This window comes from Xanthomonas sp. NCPPB 3200, assembly GCF_056393585.1.
Genome location: NZ_CM150785.1, coordinates 2051332 through 2066947 on the forward strand (window position 1 = coordinate 2051332; position 15616 = coordinate 2066947).

Annotated in this window: 9 protein-coding genes; 5 read left to right on the forward strand and 4 right to left on the reverse strand. The window is 66.3% G+C overall.

All coding sequences use genetic code 11. From position 1 onward, the window contains the following. Positions 1-46 precede the first annotated feature (46 nt). Genes AC06DU_RS09150 through AC06DU_RS09165 form a run of 4 tightly spaced genes read right to left on the reverse strand, consistent with a single transcriptional unit; the run spans position 47 to position 3604 of the window. Positions 47-925 carry a 2-dehydro-3-deoxygalactonokinase gene (locus AC06DU_RS09150; RefSeq protein WP_065032310.1) on the reverse strand — a complete coding sequence of 293 codons (879 nt, stop codon included), beginning with the start codon at positions 923-925 and terminating at the stop codon, positions 47-49. Beyond that, positions 922-1833, reverse strand: a complete 912-nt coding sequence (locus AC06DU_RS09155) for an SMP-30/gluconolactonase/LRE family protein (protein ID WP_478204177.1) — start codon at positions 1831-1833, stop codon at positions 922-924. The genes AC06DU_RS09150 and AC06DU_RS09155 overlap by 4 nt, the downstream gene beginning before the upstream one ends. Next, the gene (gene dgoD / locus AC06DU_RS09160) at positions 1827-2975 is read right to left on the reverse strand and encodes a galactonate dehydratase (RefSeq protein WP_024939784.1); all 1149 of its coding nucleotides are present in this window, start codon (positions 2973-2975) and stop codon (positions 1827-1829) included. The genes AC06DU_RS09155 and dgoD overlap by 7 nt, the downstream gene beginning before the upstream one ends. After that, the gene (locus tag AC06DU_RS09165; RefSeq protein WP_039520823.1) at positions 2972-3604 is read right to left on the reverse strand and encodes a 2-dehydro-3-deoxy-6-phosphogalactonate aldolase; all 633 of its coding nucleotides are present in this window, start codon (positions 3602-3604) and stop codon (positions 2972-2974) included. The genes dgoD and AC06DU_RS09165 overlap by 4 nt, the downstream gene beginning before the upstream one ends. A gap of 373 nt (positions 3605-3977) precedes the next feature. Between AC06DU_RS09165 and AC06DU_RS09170 the strand changes: the two genes are divergently transcribed. The 5 genes from AC06DU_RS09170 to AC06DU_RS09190 all read left to right on the forward strand — a co-directional run bounded on the left by AC06DU_RS09170 (position 3978) and on the right by AC06DU_RS09190 (position 15595). Next, the gene (locus AC06DU_RS09170; protein ID WP_024939782.1) at positions 3978-4949 is read left to right on the forward strand and encodes a LysR family transcriptional regulator; all 972 of its coding nucleotides are present in this window, start codon (positions 3978-3980) and stop codon (positions 4947-4949) included. A gap of 258 nt (positions 4950-5207) precedes the next feature. After that, positions 5208-8138: a TonB-dependent receptor gene (locus tag AC06DU_RS09175; protein WP_478204179.1), complete on the forward strand. Its 2931-nt coding sequence runs from the start codon at positions 5208-5210 to the stop codon at positions 8136-8138. A 338-nt stretch (positions 8139-8476) separates the two neighbouring features. Continuing rightward, entirely contained in the window at positions 8477-11200 is a 2724-nt protein-coding gene (locus AC06DU_RS09180; RefSeq protein ID WP_478204181.1) for a TonB-dependent receptor, read from the forward strand. Positions 11201-11310: 110 nt separating this feature from the next. Continuing rightward, positions 11311-13572 carry a cellulase gene (locus tag AC06DU_RS09185; protein ID WP_478204183.1) on the forward strand — a complete coding sequence of 754 codons (2262 nt, stop codon included), beginning with the start codon at positions 11311-11313 and terminating at the stop codon, positions 13570-13572. 106 nt (positions 13573-13678) lie between these two features. Beyond that, positions 13679-15595, forward strand: coding sequence for a sialate O-acetylesterase (locus tag AC06DU_RS09190; protein ID WP_478204184.1), 1917 nt, complete (start codon positions 13679-13681; stop codon positions 15593-15595). Positions 15596-15616: the final 21 nt, after the last annotated feature.

Sequence of the window (15616 nt, forward strand, 5' to 3'; positions counted from 1 at the left end):
TCGGCCTCCAGCCCTGGCCGCTCGGCGCGGTTCTGACCGTCTCCGGTCAGGCCAGCCCGCGCTGCCTGGCCAGTGCGAACAATCCCGTGGCAGCCAGATCTTCCCGATGCAACTGCGTCCGCACGCCCAGCTGCGCCAGCGCCAGCGCGTAGCGCTGCGCCAGGCCGGGGCTGCCGACCAGGTGCACGGTGGCGTGACTGCCGCGCTGCTCGCGCAGTTCGTGGCCGATCAGCAGGCCCGAGAGGTAGGACGGCAGCGCGGTGGCGGCGAGGCGGTCGAACAGGCCCAGCGTGCGGGCGCCGAACAGGTGATGGCTGAGGCCACCGGGCGCGGCGCTGCGGTCGACGCCTTGCGCGAAGGCATCGGTGTCCAGGTCCGCAGGGTCGTCCTGCATCAGCTTGCCCAGGATGCTGTGCTGGCGCAGCACCGCATACAGCTCGCCGGTCATGACGGTGGCGAAACCGGTCAGCTGGCCGTGCGCGATCTGCGCCCATTTGCTGTGGGTGCCGGGCAGGCAGGCGACGTGCTCGCCGTCGCCGAGTGCGGCGATCAGGCCGACCAGCTGGGTTTCCTCGCCACGCATGACATCGGGCACGCCGTGCTGCTCGCCGGTGCTTACGCCGGGTACGAACCACAGCGTGCGTCCGGGCAGCAGGTCGGCGTAGCTGCGCATCGCCTGCGCCAGGGCGGCGGTATCGGCCGGGCAGGGCAGATAGGCCTGCTCGACCCAGCCATTGCGGCTGCCGATCATGCCCGACAGCAGCAGCGGGCCATCCCAGCCGTCGATCAGCGTGCTCAGCACGTCGGCGAAGCGGCCCTGGCAGGCCAGGATGCCGTCGCTGCCGCGGCGTTGCTCCAGCACCGTGCCGTCGGCAGCGAGCAGGTAGCCACGCAGGCTGCTGGTGCCCCAGTCGATGGCGATCATGCGCTGATCACCCGGCTCTCGGGCAGGCCCTTGATCGGCACGTCGCAGACGTACAGACCGCCGGCTTCCGGCGTGCGCGCCAGTTCTTCGGCGCTGTGGTCCAGGCGCGAGCTGATCACGTGCAGGCGGTCCAGCGCGGCGCCGCCGAGGGCGCTGCAGGTGGGGTGCTTGACCGGCAACTGCACGATGCGCTCGATGCTGCCGTCGGGGCGATAACGCACCACGCGCCAGGCGCGCCATTGCGCATTCCACAGATGACCTTCGCTGTCGATGATGGAGCCGTCCGGCTCGGCATCGTCGCGATCCAGCGTGGTGAACACGCGCACGTTGCCGGTCTGCGCAGTGTCGGCGTCGTAATCGCAGCACAGGATCTGCGGGCGCAGCGAGTCGCAGTAATACAGCGTGCGGCCGTCGGGGCTGAAGCAGATCGAGTTGGGGATCGACACGCCTGGCAGCGGCAATGCACGCAGGCCGTGGCGCAGCGAGAACTGGTACATCGCGCCGCGTGCGGCCTTGTGGTCGTGCTCGTCCATGGTGCCGAACACGAGGTTGCCGTTGCGATCGGCGCGGCCGTCGTTGCTGCGCGTGTGCGGGTTGTCGGCTTCGATATCGGCCAGGTGCTCGAGCGGCAGCGTGTCGGCGTCGGCGTTGTCCGGGTCGGCGATGCAGACCGACTTGGCCAGCGCGATCATCACGCGGCCGTCGTCCATCAGGCCGAGGCAACCGGGGCGGTCCGGCAGCGTCCAGTACTGCGTGCGTGCGCTGTGCGGATGATGCCGCCACAGCCGCTTCTCGCTGATGTCCACCCAGTACAGCGCTTCACGTTGCTCGCACCACAGCACGCCTTCGCCATGCGTGCAGCGGCTGTCGACCGCCAGCACGGCGGTGTGTTCGGGCGTGCTCACCATTCGGCGATGCTGCCATCGCTGTGACGCCAGACCGGGTTGCGCCAGTCCGGCGGATTTTCGTTTGCGCGCTTGAGCATGTCTTCGTCGATCTCCACACCGAGCCCGGGCTTGGGCAGCGCGGCGATACTGCCATCGACACACTGAAAATCGTCTTTATTGATGACGTAATCGAGCAGGTCGGCGCCTTCGTTGTAGTGGATGCCGATGCTCTGTTCCTGCAGCACCGCGTTGTGCGAAACGAAGTCCACGTGCAGGCAGGCGGCCAGCGCGATCGGCCCGAGCGGGCAGTGCGGAGCGAAGCCGACATCGTAGGCTTCGGCCATCGCGGCGATCTTGACGCACTCGGTGATGCCGCCGGCATGCGACAGGTCCGGCTGCACCATGCCGATACCGCCGGCGCACAGCACGTTCTTGAATTCGAAGCGCGAGAACATGCGCTCGCCGGCCGCCAGCGGAATCGAGGTACTCGCGGCCAGGCGCGGGTAGTACTCGGCCTGCTCGGCCAGCACCGGTTCCTCGACGAACAGCGGCTTGAACGGCTCCAGCTCGCGCAGCAGCGCCTTGGCCATCGGCGCGCCGACGCGGCCGTGGAAGTCGATGCCGAAGTCGATGCTGTTGCCGAAGGCTTCGCGGATTTCGGCGACCTTGACCACGGCGGCATCGACGGCGCGCGCGCTGTCGATCAGCTTCATTTCCTCGGTGCCGTTGAACTTGAAGGTGTCAAAGCCCAGCGCACGGTAGTCGGTGATCTGCTGGATGATCGCGCCCGGGCGGTCGCCGCCGACCCAGCGGTAGGTCTTCATGCGATCGCGCACCAGCCCGCCCAGCAGCTCGTACACCGGCACGCCCAGGGCCTTGCCCTTGATGTCCCACAAGGCCTGGTCGATACCGGCGATGGCGCTCATCAGGATGGCACCGCCACGGTAGAAACCGGCGCGGTACATGGTCTGCCACAGGTCGTTGATGCGCGCCGGATCCTTGCCGACGACGTAGCCGGCCAGTTCGTGCACGGCGGCTTCCACCGAGCGCGCGCGGCCTTCGATGACCGGCTCTCCCCAGCCGGTGATGCCCTCGTCGGTTTCGACCTTGAGGAATAGCCAGCGCGGTGCGGCATGGTAGGTGGTGAGGCGGGTGATCTTCATCCTTGCAGTTCCTGGTAGGCCTGCACGAAGGCGCGTGCATGCGTCTGGGTCGTTTCGAGCGATTGCGCGGGTTTGTACAGTTCGCCACCGATGCCGGCACCGGCGGCGCCCTGGGCAAGGAAGCCGGCCAGGGTCTGCGGGCTGACGCCGCCGACCACGTAGACCGGTATGTGCTTGGGCAGCACCGAGCGCAGCGCGCGCACATGTGCGGCGCCATAGGTGGCTGCCGGGAACAGCTTCAGGATCGTGGCGCCGGCATCGATGGCGTCGAACGCCTCGCTGGCGGTGGCGAAACCGGCGACCACGGTGAGCCCGCGCGACACCGCATGGCGGATCAGCGACGGGCGCGTATTCGGGGTGACGATGAAGCGCGCACCGATCTCGGCCAGGGTGTCGACATCGTCGTTGCGCAGCACGGTGCCGGCGCCGATCCAGGCGCGCTCGCCGTAGGTCTGCTGGGCCAGGGCGATGCTCTCGGCCCAGCGCGGCGAATTGAGCGGGATCTCGATCGCGTCGAAGCCGGCGTCGATCAGTGCACCGACATGGTCGAGCGTTTCTTCCGGCGTGATGCCACGCAGGATGGCGATCAGCGGCAGGGCGAACAGGCTGGCGGTGGTGTCTGAGGTCATGGTGTTACTCGCGATAGAGCGGAAAGCGGCCGTCGGCGTCCGGATGGGCGCCAGCGTCGGGGGAAGTTGCAGCGCTGCCTAGCAGCGCGCGGAGGGTGGCAGGCAGCCGCGACGAGGTGGCTGCGGCACTTGCGTGCGCACTCCAACGGCCTGCAATTGGCCGGCAAGTTGCCGTCATCGTCGTCCACCTCCGCAATCATGGCGTGCGTGTTGCCATCCTGTGGAAGATGGGTCACGTCTGTTCTGGCCGCGCCCGGGAGGTAGGGGCTCCTGCTGCGGCGTTCGATAGCCTCGCGCGGGGAGATATGTGCTGCAAATGAAATTTTCGGCATATTCTATTCCTCCTACGAATACAGCTGCGTGGCGATACCCCATGGCAAATTCCGGCACTCCCTGGTTCAACGCTGCCCGCCTCAAGACGCGCCAGCTCCTGCTGCTGCTGCATCTGCACGAACAACGCTCGGTGCTGCGCGCGGCCGAGGCCGCCAGCATGACCCAACCGGCCGCCTCCAAGCTGCTGGCGGAAATGGAAGACATGCTGGGGGTGAAACTGTTCGAGCGGCATGCCCGCGGGGTGGAGCCCACCTGGTACGGCCATGTGCTGATCCGGCGTGCGCGTGCGGCGATGTCGGAGATCGGCCGGGCGCAGGAGGAAATCGCCGCGCTGCGCGCCGGGCGCATGGGCCAGGCCTCGATTGGCACCGTGGTCAATCCGGGTACCAACCTGGTGCCGCAGGCGATCGCCGAGGTCAAGCGCGAGTTCCCCGACATCCTGGTGCGGGTGGAAATGGACTACAGCCGCCCGCTGGTGGCCAAGTTGCTGGACGGCCAGCTGGACATCGTGATCGGCCGCATCCTGGGGCCGGAGGGCGTGGGCGAGCTGGAGTTCGAGCCGCTGGCCGACGAGCCGCATTCGGTGATCGCGCGTGCCGGCCACCCGCTGGCCAGTCGGACCGGCCTGCAGCATGCGGATCTGGTGCGGCATGGCTGGATCCTGCCGCCGGCCGACAGCGTGCTGCGCGCGCGGCTGGATTCGATGTTCATGGAGCACGGCGTGCAGACGCCGACCAACGCGATCGAGACCTCGTCGCTGCCGGTGACCTCCACGCTGTTGCGTGGCACCGACATGCTGACCGCCTTGCCGGTGGAGTCGGTGGCGCCGCTGATCCAGGCCAAGCTGCTGACCGTGCTGCCGATCGAGCTGGGCGTCCGCATGGAGTCGTTCGGCATCATCCGGCGGCGCGATTACATCCTGCCGCCCGGGGCCGAGCGCATTCTGCAGGCGCTGCGCACCACCGCGCGGCGTTTGTACCCCGGTCTGCGCGGGCCGGAATCCACCGGTTAAGCGGGCTCTTCCATTTGTATTCCGGCATGGCATACCAGGCTGTGAATTTTTCATTGGCTGGCGCTAGACCACGCGCCTATATCTGTGAGCCAGATCGCACGCTGAAGCGCACGTGAAGTCGGGCAGGTGATCGGCGGGCAAACCGTCAGATAGAGGGAGGGGCAGGCGTCCGTGCCGGCTCCGCCGTGATCACGCGGGCCGCGTCGCGGCGCCGCGACAACCAGTCTTCAGTCGTCTTGCGTCCTGGGAGGGATTCAGATGTACAAGTTTTCTAGCCATGCCTCGGCAGGGACGGGCGTGCACGCACGTCGTACCCCGCGTTTGCGTCATTCGGCCATGGCCGTCAGCATCGGGTTGCTGCTCGCCGCCCCCGTCTATGCGCAACAGGCGCAGTCGTCGCACGCCGCCTCCAGCGCCAATGGCGGCACCAGCGCGGTGGATCTGGACACGGTGGAAGTGCGCGGCGTGCGCGCCAGCCTGATCAAGTCGCAGGTGATCAAGCGCGATGCCAGCCAGATCGTGGATTCGGTCAGTGCCGAAGACATCGGCGCCTTGCCCGACCGCAGCGTCACCGAAACCCTGCAGCGCGTCAGCGGCGTGACCATCGATCACTTCGCCGCACGCAGCGATCCGGACCATTTCTCCGCCGAAGGCAGCGGCGTGATGATCCGCGGCCTGACCCAGGTGCGCGGCGAACTCAATGGGCGCGATATCTTCAGCGCCGCCAGCGGCCGCGGGCTGAGCTTCGAAGACGTGCCGGCCGAGTTGATGGCCGGTGTGGACGTCTACAAGAACCCCTCGGCGGAAATCATCGAGGGCGGGCTGGGCGGCACGGTCAATCTGCGTACGCGCATGCCGTTCGACAATCCGGGCCGGATCGTCGGCGGCAATGTCGATTACAACTACGGCGACATGAGCAAGAAGTACAAGCCGTCGGCCTCGTTCCTGTTCAGCGACCGCTGGAACACCGGCATCGGCGAAATGGGCTTCATGATCGATGTCGCGCATTCGGAGCTGGCCACGCGCTCGGACGGCATCCAGGTGGAGCCGTACGTGCGGCGGACCGATGAGGCTGTGCTGGCCGGCAGCGGGCGCAGCGAAGTGTTCGTGCCGGGCGGGGTGAACTGGCGTCAGCTGGATTTCGAGCGCAAGCGCGACGGGATCGCGGCGGCGTTCCAGTGGAAGCCCAGCGATGCCACCGAGATCTATGCGCAGTTCTTGCGCTCGCGCTACGAGATGAACTGGCAGGAGCGCGCCGCGTTCTTCAACGACAGCAACAACAGCATCACGCCGGCACCGGGCACCACCTTCGACTACGACGATCGCGGCGCCTTCCTGCGCGGCTCGCCGGTTTCCAGCTCGTGGCGCGGGGTGCTCACCGGCGATGGCGTGCGCTTCAATACCGACAACCGTTATTCCGAACAGCGCACCACCACCACCGACATGTCGGTGGGCTTCAGCCATTTCTTCAACGACAACCTGCAGATCAAGGGCGATATGCAGCTGGTGGAGTCGGAGAACGAGCAGCTGGATTTCACCGTGTTCAGTGCGACCTATCTGCCGGGCCTGTCGTACGACGTGTCGGGCAAGTATCCCAGCGTGCAGATCGCCAATCCGGCCTTTACCCAGGACCCGTCCAACTACTTCTGGGCGGCGGCGATGGACCATCTGGGCAAGAACCGCGGGCGGCAGCTGTCCACGCGCGTGGATCTGGAATACACCTTCGATGACAGCAGCTGGTTGCGCTTTGCGCGCTTCGGCATGCGCGCCACCGACCGCAACCAGATCAACAAGAATTCCGGCTACAACTGGGGCGTGATCTCCGACAACTGGGCCGCCATTCCGGGCACCAGCAACGGCCTGGCGAATATGTCCGAGTTCATGACCGACCAGTCGTCGTTGTTCACCTTCTCCGACTTCTTTCGCGGCGGGGTGAACGTGCCGACCACGCTGGTGGTGCCCAACAGCAGCCTGGTCAACAACTACCGCTCCGCCTCGCAGATGATCCAGCAGATCGTGGCGCTGCGCGGCTACGGCTGGGCGCCGGACACCTATCAGCCGCAGGACACCAACCGCCAGCACGAACGCACCCAGGCCGCCTACGCGGCGCTGTACTTCGGCAACGACGAGGCCTGGGGCGTGCCGGTGGACGGCAACATCGGCATCCGCGTAGTGCAGACCAAGACCCAGGCCGAAGGCTTCGGCCAGTTCCAGAACCTGGCTGGGCTCAATGTCTCACCGGAACTGCAGGCGCGCTATACCGGGCAGTACTTCGAGAACAACTCCCAGGGCAGCTATACCAACGTGCTGCCCAGCCTGAACCTGCGGCTGCGCTTCACCGACAGCCTGCAGTGGCGCTTTGCCGCCTCCAAGGCGATGGCGCGCCCGGACTACACCCAGTTGCAGCCGTATGTGTTGCTCAACGTGGAAACCAACGACGCCGGCCAGGCGACCGATTTTGTCGGCACCGCCGGCAACCCGAACCTCAAGCCGATGGTGGCCAACCAGTTCGACACCGCGCTGGAGTGGTATTTCGACACCAGCGACATGCTGTACGCCACGCTGTTCTACAAGAAGGTCAAGGATTACTTCTCCACCCAGACCCGCAGCGAGATCTACGACAACCGCCCCTGGCTGGTGACACGCCCGTACAACATGGACGAGGGCACCATCCGCGGCGCGGAGCTGGGCTATACCCAGTTCTTCGACCAGTTGCCGGGCTGGTTGAGCGGGTTCGGCGTCAATGCCAACTTCACCTTCGTCGACAGCCAGGGCGGCGCCAACACCGCCACCGACCCGTACACCAATACCACCGTCACCGGTGTCGAGCTGCCGCTGGAAGGCCTGTCGCGGCGCAGCTACAACCTGGCCGGTATCTACGAGAAGGGCCCGTTGTCGTTGCGTCTGGCCTACAACTGGCGCTCGCGTTACCTGCTGACCACCAGCGATGCGTCCACCCGTCTGCCGACCTGGGCCGACGACTATGGCCAGCTCGACGGCTCGTTCTTCTACCGCTTCAACGAGCACCTGCAACTGGGCGTGCAGGCCAACAACCTGGCCAACACGGTGACCAAGGTGCTGATGGGGCCGACCTCGTACGAAGGCGGCGAGGTGGATCCGCGTCTGTATACGCGCTCTTCGTTCGTCAACGACCGGCGCTATTCGCTGGTGCTGCGCATGAACTGGTAAGCGAAGGCCATCACGGAACTGCCGTGTGCGGGCTCGCAGACTTGAGCCCGCTTTGGCCGCTCCGGCCGTCCGGATCCGCAATGCCAGACCCAGCGGGTTTGTCGGCGTTGCTATAGTTTTTACGAATAGCTTTCCAGGAATATTTCATTGGTGTGGCACGACAGCGCCGCCCTATGCTCCGGCCGCAGCCGCTAGGTAAGCCTTGTCAGGATTACCACGCATCGCACCGCCCGGCCTTCCGGTCGTGGGCGGATGCGGGCCAGCACCAACGACGGGCAGGGCGTTCGCGCACCGGCCCGCTAAAAATTAGAAGTACATGCGTCCTGGGAGGGAGCACCATGTCAGTGCAACATCGCCACATTCCGGCAAGCCGGACTGTGGGTCAGCGTTCGATCCGTGATTTCCGCCGCTCCGTGATGGCCCTCAGTGTGGCCACGCTGTTGAGCACGCAGGCCTACGCGCAGGACGCGACCACCACAGCCACCCCGGCTCAGGACGCCACCACCCAGCAGCTCGACACCGTGCAGGTCACCGGCACGCGCAGCAGCGTCACCAAGGCGCAGCTGGTCAAGCAGAACGCCGAGCAGATCGTCGATTCCATCGTTGCCGAAGACATCGGCAAGCTGCCCGACAACAACGTCGCCGAGGCGCTGCAGCGCATCTCCGGTATCCAGATCTCGCGCAACTACGGCGAAGGCAGCTCGATCGCCATCCGCGGCCTGACCCAGGTGCGCACCGAACTCAATGGCCGTGACATCTTCACCGCCAACGATGGCCGTGGCCTGAGCTTCGAGGACGTGTCGGCCGAACTGCTCGGCGGCGTCAACGTGTACAAGAATCCCTCGGCCGACATGATCGAAGGTGGCCTGGGCGGCACCGTCGACCTGCGCACGCGCCTGCCGTTCGACTACGACGGCCGCAAGATCGCCGGCAGCGTCCAGTACAACTATTACGACCTGGCCGACGACGGCAAGCCGGCGTTCTCGGGCCTGTTCAGCGATCGCTGGCAGACCGGCATCGGCGAGATCGGCCTGCTGGTGAATTACTCGCAGCAGAAGAGCCCGTTCCGCCAGGACACCATCTCGATCGAGCCGTGGTACACGCAAACCGATCTGCCGGGCTATGAAGGCCAGGGCGTGTCGGTGCCGCACGGCGCCGGCATCAACACCACCATCGGTGAGCGCGAGCGCAAGACCGGTGCGTTCGCGATGCAGTGGCGCCCGAACGATTCAGTCGAGGTCTACACGCAGGTGCTGCGTTCGGATTACGACTTCAGCTGGCACGACTATTCGTTCTTCGCCCTGACCGGCGCCAACCCGATGCAGGGCTTGCCGGGCATCCAGGTCAACGACCGCAACGAGTTCGTCAATGGCTCGTTCCAGAATGTGCCGACCGAATCCAACACCAGTCTAACCGAGCGGCATTCGGTGACCACCGATTACTCGCTGGGTGCCAAGTGGACGGTCAACGAGAAGCTGACCCTGAGCACCGACTTCCAGTACGTCGATGCCACCACCAAGGGCACGCGCTACATCGTCGCCACCGGGCAGGACACCAGCCCGCAGTTCAACGTCGACTTCCGTGGCGATCTGCCGCGCCTGTCGGTGACCGACGCCAGCGGCGCGGAAGGCTATCTGGCCGATGCCAACAACTACGACGGCTGGCGCTGGCACCTGGACAACAAGGACGACAACAAGGGCACCGAGTTCGCCTGGCGCGCCGACATGGACCTGGCCTTCGACAGCGACTTCGTGCGCAGCTTCAAGGCCGGTGTGCGTTACACCGACCGCGATGCCGAGACCAAGGGCAATATCTACCGCTTCATGTGCATCAACGATTGCTCGGGTACGCCGTTCTCGCAGTACCCGACCATCGGTCTGGTGACCAACCCGATCACCGACTTTTTCCGCGGTGAGAGCAGCACCTTCGGCCGCACGCTGACGGCTGCCGACTCGGCAGTGGCCAACTACGAGCAGACCCTGGCTACCTTCGGCGCCAGCCCGCTGGAATTTGCGCCCAACAACATCAATACGCAGAACGAGAAGACCTACGCGGCCTATGGCGTGCTGCGCTTCGGCGTGGACAGCGACTCGATTCCGTTCGACGGCAACATCGGCGTGCGCGTGGTGCGGACCGAGGTGGGCTCGCAGGGCGTGCGCACCGGGACCGACAGCGAAGGCGGCGGACTGATCCCGGTGGATGCGCAGCAGACCTATACCGACGTGCTGCCCAGCTTGAACCTGCGCTGGATGCTGAGCGATCAGCTGCAGTGGCGTTTTGCGGCCTCGCGCGGCATCTCCCGTCCCACCTTCGACCGGCTCAACCCAAACCTGAGCCTGAGCACCGGCACCTCCAATGGTGCCTCGACCTTCACCGGCACCGCGGGTAACCCGAGTCTGGAAGCGGTCAAGGCCGACCAGTTCGACACCGCGCTGGAGTGGTACTTCGGCCAGGGCTCGATGATGTACGGCACCTTGTTCTACAAGAAGGTCGAAGGCTTCATCGCCAATGCCGTCTTCAACGAGGTCTACGACGGCCAGGTCTGGCAGATCACCCGTCCGGTCAACGGCGATGCCGGCAAGATCCGCGGTGCGGAACTGGGTTATACGCAGTTCTTCGACTTCCTGCCGGGCTGGTTGAGCGGCTTCGGCCTGCAGACCAACTACACCTATGTCGACAGCGAGGCGCCGAGCCCCACCGCCACCGACACCAACGGCCAGGCGCTGACCGTGCCGCTGGAAGGTCTGTCCAAGAACAGCTACAACGCGATCCTCAGCTACGAAACCTCGCGCTTCCAGGGCCGTGTGGCCTACAACTGGCGCAGCGACTGGCTGGTGACCACCGCGGGCAACGGCACCGGCAACCTGCCGGTCTACAACAAGGGCTTCGGCCAGCTGGATGCCTCGCTGCGTTTCAACATCAATGATGTGTGGTCGATTTCGCTCGATGGCGTGAATCTGCTCGATACCCGTCGCGAAAGCTATCTGGGCACCGAGTCGCGCTACCGTGACTTCGTGATCAACGATCGTCGGTATGGCCTGACATTGCGGGCCAGCCTGTAGAACGCGCCGTAGGAAGTGCGTCTCCGGTCCGGCGAGCTGTGCAGGCAGCCCGTCGGGCCGGTGTTTTTCCTATCGACGGCAGGCCGTCGATCGCAAGAGGAGCCGGAGGAATGATCGCTGTGATCGATCCGCCTACTGTGCGCCGCGTTACCGCAGCGATGTGGCCGGTCCGTGTATGGCTGGCACTGCTGGTGCTGTTGTCGCTTTCGATTTTGCCGCTGCAGGCCGCCGATCTGGCGTCCCAGGGGCCTTACCAATGGCGCAGCGTCGCCATCGGCGGTGGCGGATTCGTCACCGGTGTGCTGTTTCATCCCGCCGAGCGCGACCTTGCGTATGCACGTACCGATGTCGGCGGTGCGTACCGCTGGGATGCGCGCGCGCAGCAGTGGGTGGCTTTGACCGACTGGCTGGGTGCCGACGACTGGAACCTGATGGGGATCGATGCGTTCGCGGTCGATCCTGCCGACCCGCAGGCGCTGTATCTGGCTGCGGGCACCTATATGCACGAGCGCGCCGGCAATGCTGCGGTGCTGCGTTCGTTCGATCGCGGCCGCAGTTTCGAGCGTGCCGAGTTGCCGTTCAAACTCGGCGGCAATCAATTGGGCCGTGCCAATGGCGAACGGCTGGCGGTGGACCCGCACGATGGCCGTGTGCTGTTGCTGGGCTCACGCGATGCAGGCCTGTGGCGCAGCGACGATCGCGGCGCGCACTGGGCGCGGGTGGATGCATTTCCCGCCGAGGCAATGGCGGGCGCGACGGCGCGCAATCATGTCGGACGCGAGCAGGCGGTGGGCATCGCCTTTGTGGTCTTCGATGCCGCCAGCGGCCGTGCCGGCCGCCCGACCCCGCGCATCTATGTCGGCGTGTCCACCGCGCAGACCAGTCTGTATGTTTCCGACGACGCCGGTCGCAGCTGGTCGGCGGTGGCCGGGCAGCCCAAGGGCCTGCGTCCCAGTCATATGGCCGGCGGCAGCGATGGGCAGTGGTACCTGAGCTACGGCGACCAGCCCGGGCCGGACCTGATGGCCGGCGGTGCGCTGTGGAAATACACCCCGGCGCAGGGGCGCTGGACCGAGATCAGCCCGATCGCGCAGCCGGCCGGCGGCGATGGTTTCGGCTGGGGCGCGGTGGCGGTGGATCCGCAACAGCCGCAGGTGCTGCTGGCCAGCACCTTCCGCCGTCGTAGCCCGCGCGATGAGCTATTCCGCAGCGTCGACGGCGGGCGCAGCTGGACGCCGTTGCTGGCGGGCGCGCAGTTCGATCACAGCGCAGCGCCGTGGACCGCGCAGGCCACGCCACACTGGATGGGTGCGCTGGCGATCGATCCGTTCGACAGCAACCACGCGCTGTTCGTCACCGGCTACGGCATCTGGGCTTCGCGCAACCTGCAGGATTTCGCCAGGCAGCAGCGGCCGTTGCAGTGGTGGTTCCAGGATCGTGGGCTGGAAGAGACCGTGCCGCTGGATCTGCTGAGCCCGATGCAGGGCGCGCACCTGCTCAGTGCGCTGGGCGATATCGACGGCTTCCGGCATGACGATCTGGAGCGTGCGCAGCTGCAGTACGCCGGCCCGCGCCTGACCAATGGCGAAAGCATCGATGCCGCCGGGCAGGCCGCGCAGTGGGTGGTGCGCAGCGGTACTGTGCGCGATCGCCGCAACAACGAGATCCGCGCGCTGTACTCGCGCGATGGCGGTACGCAGTGGACGGCGTTCGCCAGCGAGCCGCCAGCCGGGCAGGGCGCCGGCAACATCGCCATCGCCGCCGATGCATCCCATGTGGTGTGGGCGCCCGAGAAAGGCGGCAGCTGGCGCACCGCCGATTTCGGCAAGCACTGGCAGCGGGTGCAGGGGCTGCCCGAGACCGCGGTGGCGGTGGCCGATCGCGTCGATGCGCGGCGCTGGTATGCAGTGGATACCGCCAGCGGGCGCTTGTACGAGAGCGGCGATGGTGCAGCGAGCTTTCGCGACACCGGTGCCCAGGCCGGCAACCCGGCGCGTGACGAACGGGCGCGCCCGCAGCTGCGCCCGGATCCGTGGCGGGCGGGGGTGGCATATCTGGCCAGCCCCGCGCTGGGCGTGATGCGCTGGCAGGACGGGCATTTGCAGACCTTGTCCAGGCCGGATGAGGCGCGTTCGCTGGGCATCGGCAAGGCACTGCGCGATGGCGCACCGCCGGCGCTGTATCTGGCCGGCCGCGTGGATGGAGTGGACGGCGTATTCCGCTCCGACGATGAAGGCGCGCACTGGTTGCGCATCAACGACGACGCGCACCGGTTCGGCAAGCCCTACAGCGTCACCGGTGATCCGCGCCTCCCCGGGCGCGTGTACTTCGCCACCGGTGGGCGTGGCATCTTCTACGGCGATCCACGATGAGCGCTGCGTCCCTGTGCGCGTCATCGCGCTGTCTTACCGTGTACGGCGGCATGCGCCGTCGCATCGCTGCGCGCCGAGTGGCCGCGCCGACCCTGGAGATCACTGCATGACCGTTTCCCTCATCCGTCGTGGCTGCCTGTTGGGCCTGGTGCTCGCCAGCCCTGCCGCATTGGCGCAACCGAGCCTGCCGTTGTTGTTCGCCGATGGCGCGGTGCTGCAGCGCGACCAGGCGATGCCGGTGTGGGGCTGGGCCACGCCCCATGCCGCCATCACGGTCAGCTTCGACGGCAAGCGGGCCACCGCCAAGGCCGATGCCAAGGGTCAGTGGAAGGTCAGCCTGCCCGCACACAAGGCCGGCGGCCCCTATGTGCTGAGCGTGCAGGGCGACGGCGGCGAGTTGCAGGTGCGCGATGTGCTGGTCGGCGATGTGTGGCTGGCCAGCGGTCAATCGAACATGGAGTGGCCGCTGGCGCAGGCCAGCGATGGCCCGCAGGCGGTGGCGGCGGCCAACGACCCGCAGTTGCGGCACTTCAAGGTGCCCAAGTCGTGGTCGCTGCAGCCGGAAGCGCGCCTGACCGGCGGCGACTGGAAGCCCGCCACACCGGACAACGCCGGCGAGTTCACCGCAGTCGGTTATTTCTTCGCCAAGGAGCTGCGCGCCAGCACCGGCGTACCGATCGGCATCGTCAACAGCACCTGGGGCGGCAGCGCGATCGAGGCGTGGATGGATGCGACCTCGCTGGGCCTGGATGCCGGGCAGAACCAGGGCGCGATCGAGGCGATCAAGCAGCGCGATGCCGCTGCGCAGGCGGCCACCGGCAAGCGCATCGCGCGCTGGCCCAAGGTGGATGGCGAGATGCCGCAGTGGCGCGAAGCGACATTCGACGACAGCGACTGGGACAGCATCCCGACCACCCAGCAGTGGGAATCCAGTGGTTATGACGGCATGGACGGGATCGCCTGGTATCGCACCACGGTCACCCTGAGCGCTGCCGAAGCCAAGGCCGGCATCACGTTGGGCGTGGGACAGATCGACGACTCGGACATCACCTACGTCAATGGCCAGCAGGTCGGCACGACCGAAAAGCAGTGGAACCTGCCGCGCGTCTACAGCGTGCCGGCCTCGGCCTTGCATGCAGGGGTCAACCACATCGCGGTGCGGGTGGAAGATCTCAGTGGCGGTGGCGGCATGCATGGCCCGGACGAGCAGCGCTTCGTGCAGACCAACGCCGGTGCCAAACGCGCGTTGGGCGGCTGGAAGTTCCGCCCCGCCGCCGTGCGCGTGTCGCTGGTCGACAACAAGAATCAGCTGCCCACGCTGCTGTACAACCAGATGATCCATCCGCTGCAGCCGTTCCCGGTCAAGGGCGTGATCTGGTACCAGGGCGAAACCAATGCCAGCGACACCGGCGCGGTGAAGTACCGTGAACAGTTCGCCGCGATGATCCAGCAATGGCGCGCCGAACGTGGCGCGAAAACGCTGCCGTTCCTGTGGGTGCAGCTGGCCAACTTCAAGGCCGGCGGCGACAAGGGTGAGCTGAGTCCGTGGGCACTGTTGCGCGAGTCGCAGTCCAAGACGCTGGCGCTGCCGGCGACCGGGCAGGCGGTGATCATCGATATCGGCAACCCCACCGATATCCATCCCACCAACAAGCGCGATGTCGGCCATCGCCTTGCGCTTGCTGCACGTCATGTGGCGTACGGCCAAACGCTGGTGTACAGCGCGCCGGTGTTCAAGCAGGCGCGCTTTGTCGATGGTCAGGCAATGCTGAGTTTCGATCTGCAAGGCAGTGCCTTGCAGGTGCGTAATGGTGGCGAAGTGCAGGGCTTCCGCGTCGCCGGTGCCGACAAACACTTCCATCCGGCCACCGCACGCATCGAGGGCGATCGCGTGATCGTGCGCAGCGACGCGGTGGCTGCACCGGTCGCGGTGCGCTACGGCTGGAGCGAAAATCCGGACGACGCCAACCTGGTCAATCGCGAACAGCTTCCCGTTTCCCCTTTCCGCACCGATACCTGGTGACACGGAGTCTTATGTCCATGC

What these genes read in the sequence shown, in the direction of transcription:
- AC06DU_RS09190 (WP_478204184.1), top strand. Translation starts at nt 13,679, where the DNA reads ATGACCGTTTCCCTCATCCGTCGTGGCTGCCTGTTGGGCCTGGTGCTC.
- AC06DU_RS09180 (WP_478204181.1), top strand. Translation starts at nt 8,477, where the DNA reads ATGTCAGTGCAACATCGCCACATTCCGGCAAGCCGGACTGTGGGTCAG.
- AC06DU_RS09175 (WP_478204179.1), top strand. Translation starts at nt 5,208, where the DNA reads ATGTACAAGTTTTCTAGCCATGCCTCGGCAGGGACGGGCGTGCACGCA.
- AC06DU_RS09155 (WP_478204177.1), bottom strand. Translation starts at nt 1,833, where the DNA reads ATGGTGAGCACGCCCGAACACACCGCCGTGCTGGCGGTCGACAGCCGC.
- AC06DU_RS09185 (WP_478204183.1), top strand. Translation starts at nt 11,311, where the DNA reads ATGATCGCTGTGATCGATCCGCCTACTGTGCGCCGCGTTACCGCAGCG.
- AC06DU_RS09150 (WP_065032310.1), bottom strand. Translation starts at nt 925, where the DNA reads ATGATCGCCATCGACTGGGGCACCAGCAGCCTGCGTGGCTACCTGCTC.
- AC06DU_RS09170 (WP_024939782.1), top strand. Translation starts at nt 3,978, where the DNA reads ATGGCAAATTCCGGCACTCCCTGGTTCAACGCTGCCCGCCTCAAGACG.
- dgoD (WP_024939784.1), bottom strand. Translation starts at nt 2,975, where the DNA reads ATGAAGATCACCCGCCTCACCACCTACCATGCCGCACCGCGCTGGCTA.
- AC06DU_RS09165 (WP_039520823.1), bottom strand. Translation starts at nt 3,604, where the DNA reads ATGACCTCAGACACCACCGCCAGCCTGTTCGCCCTGCCGCTGATCGCC.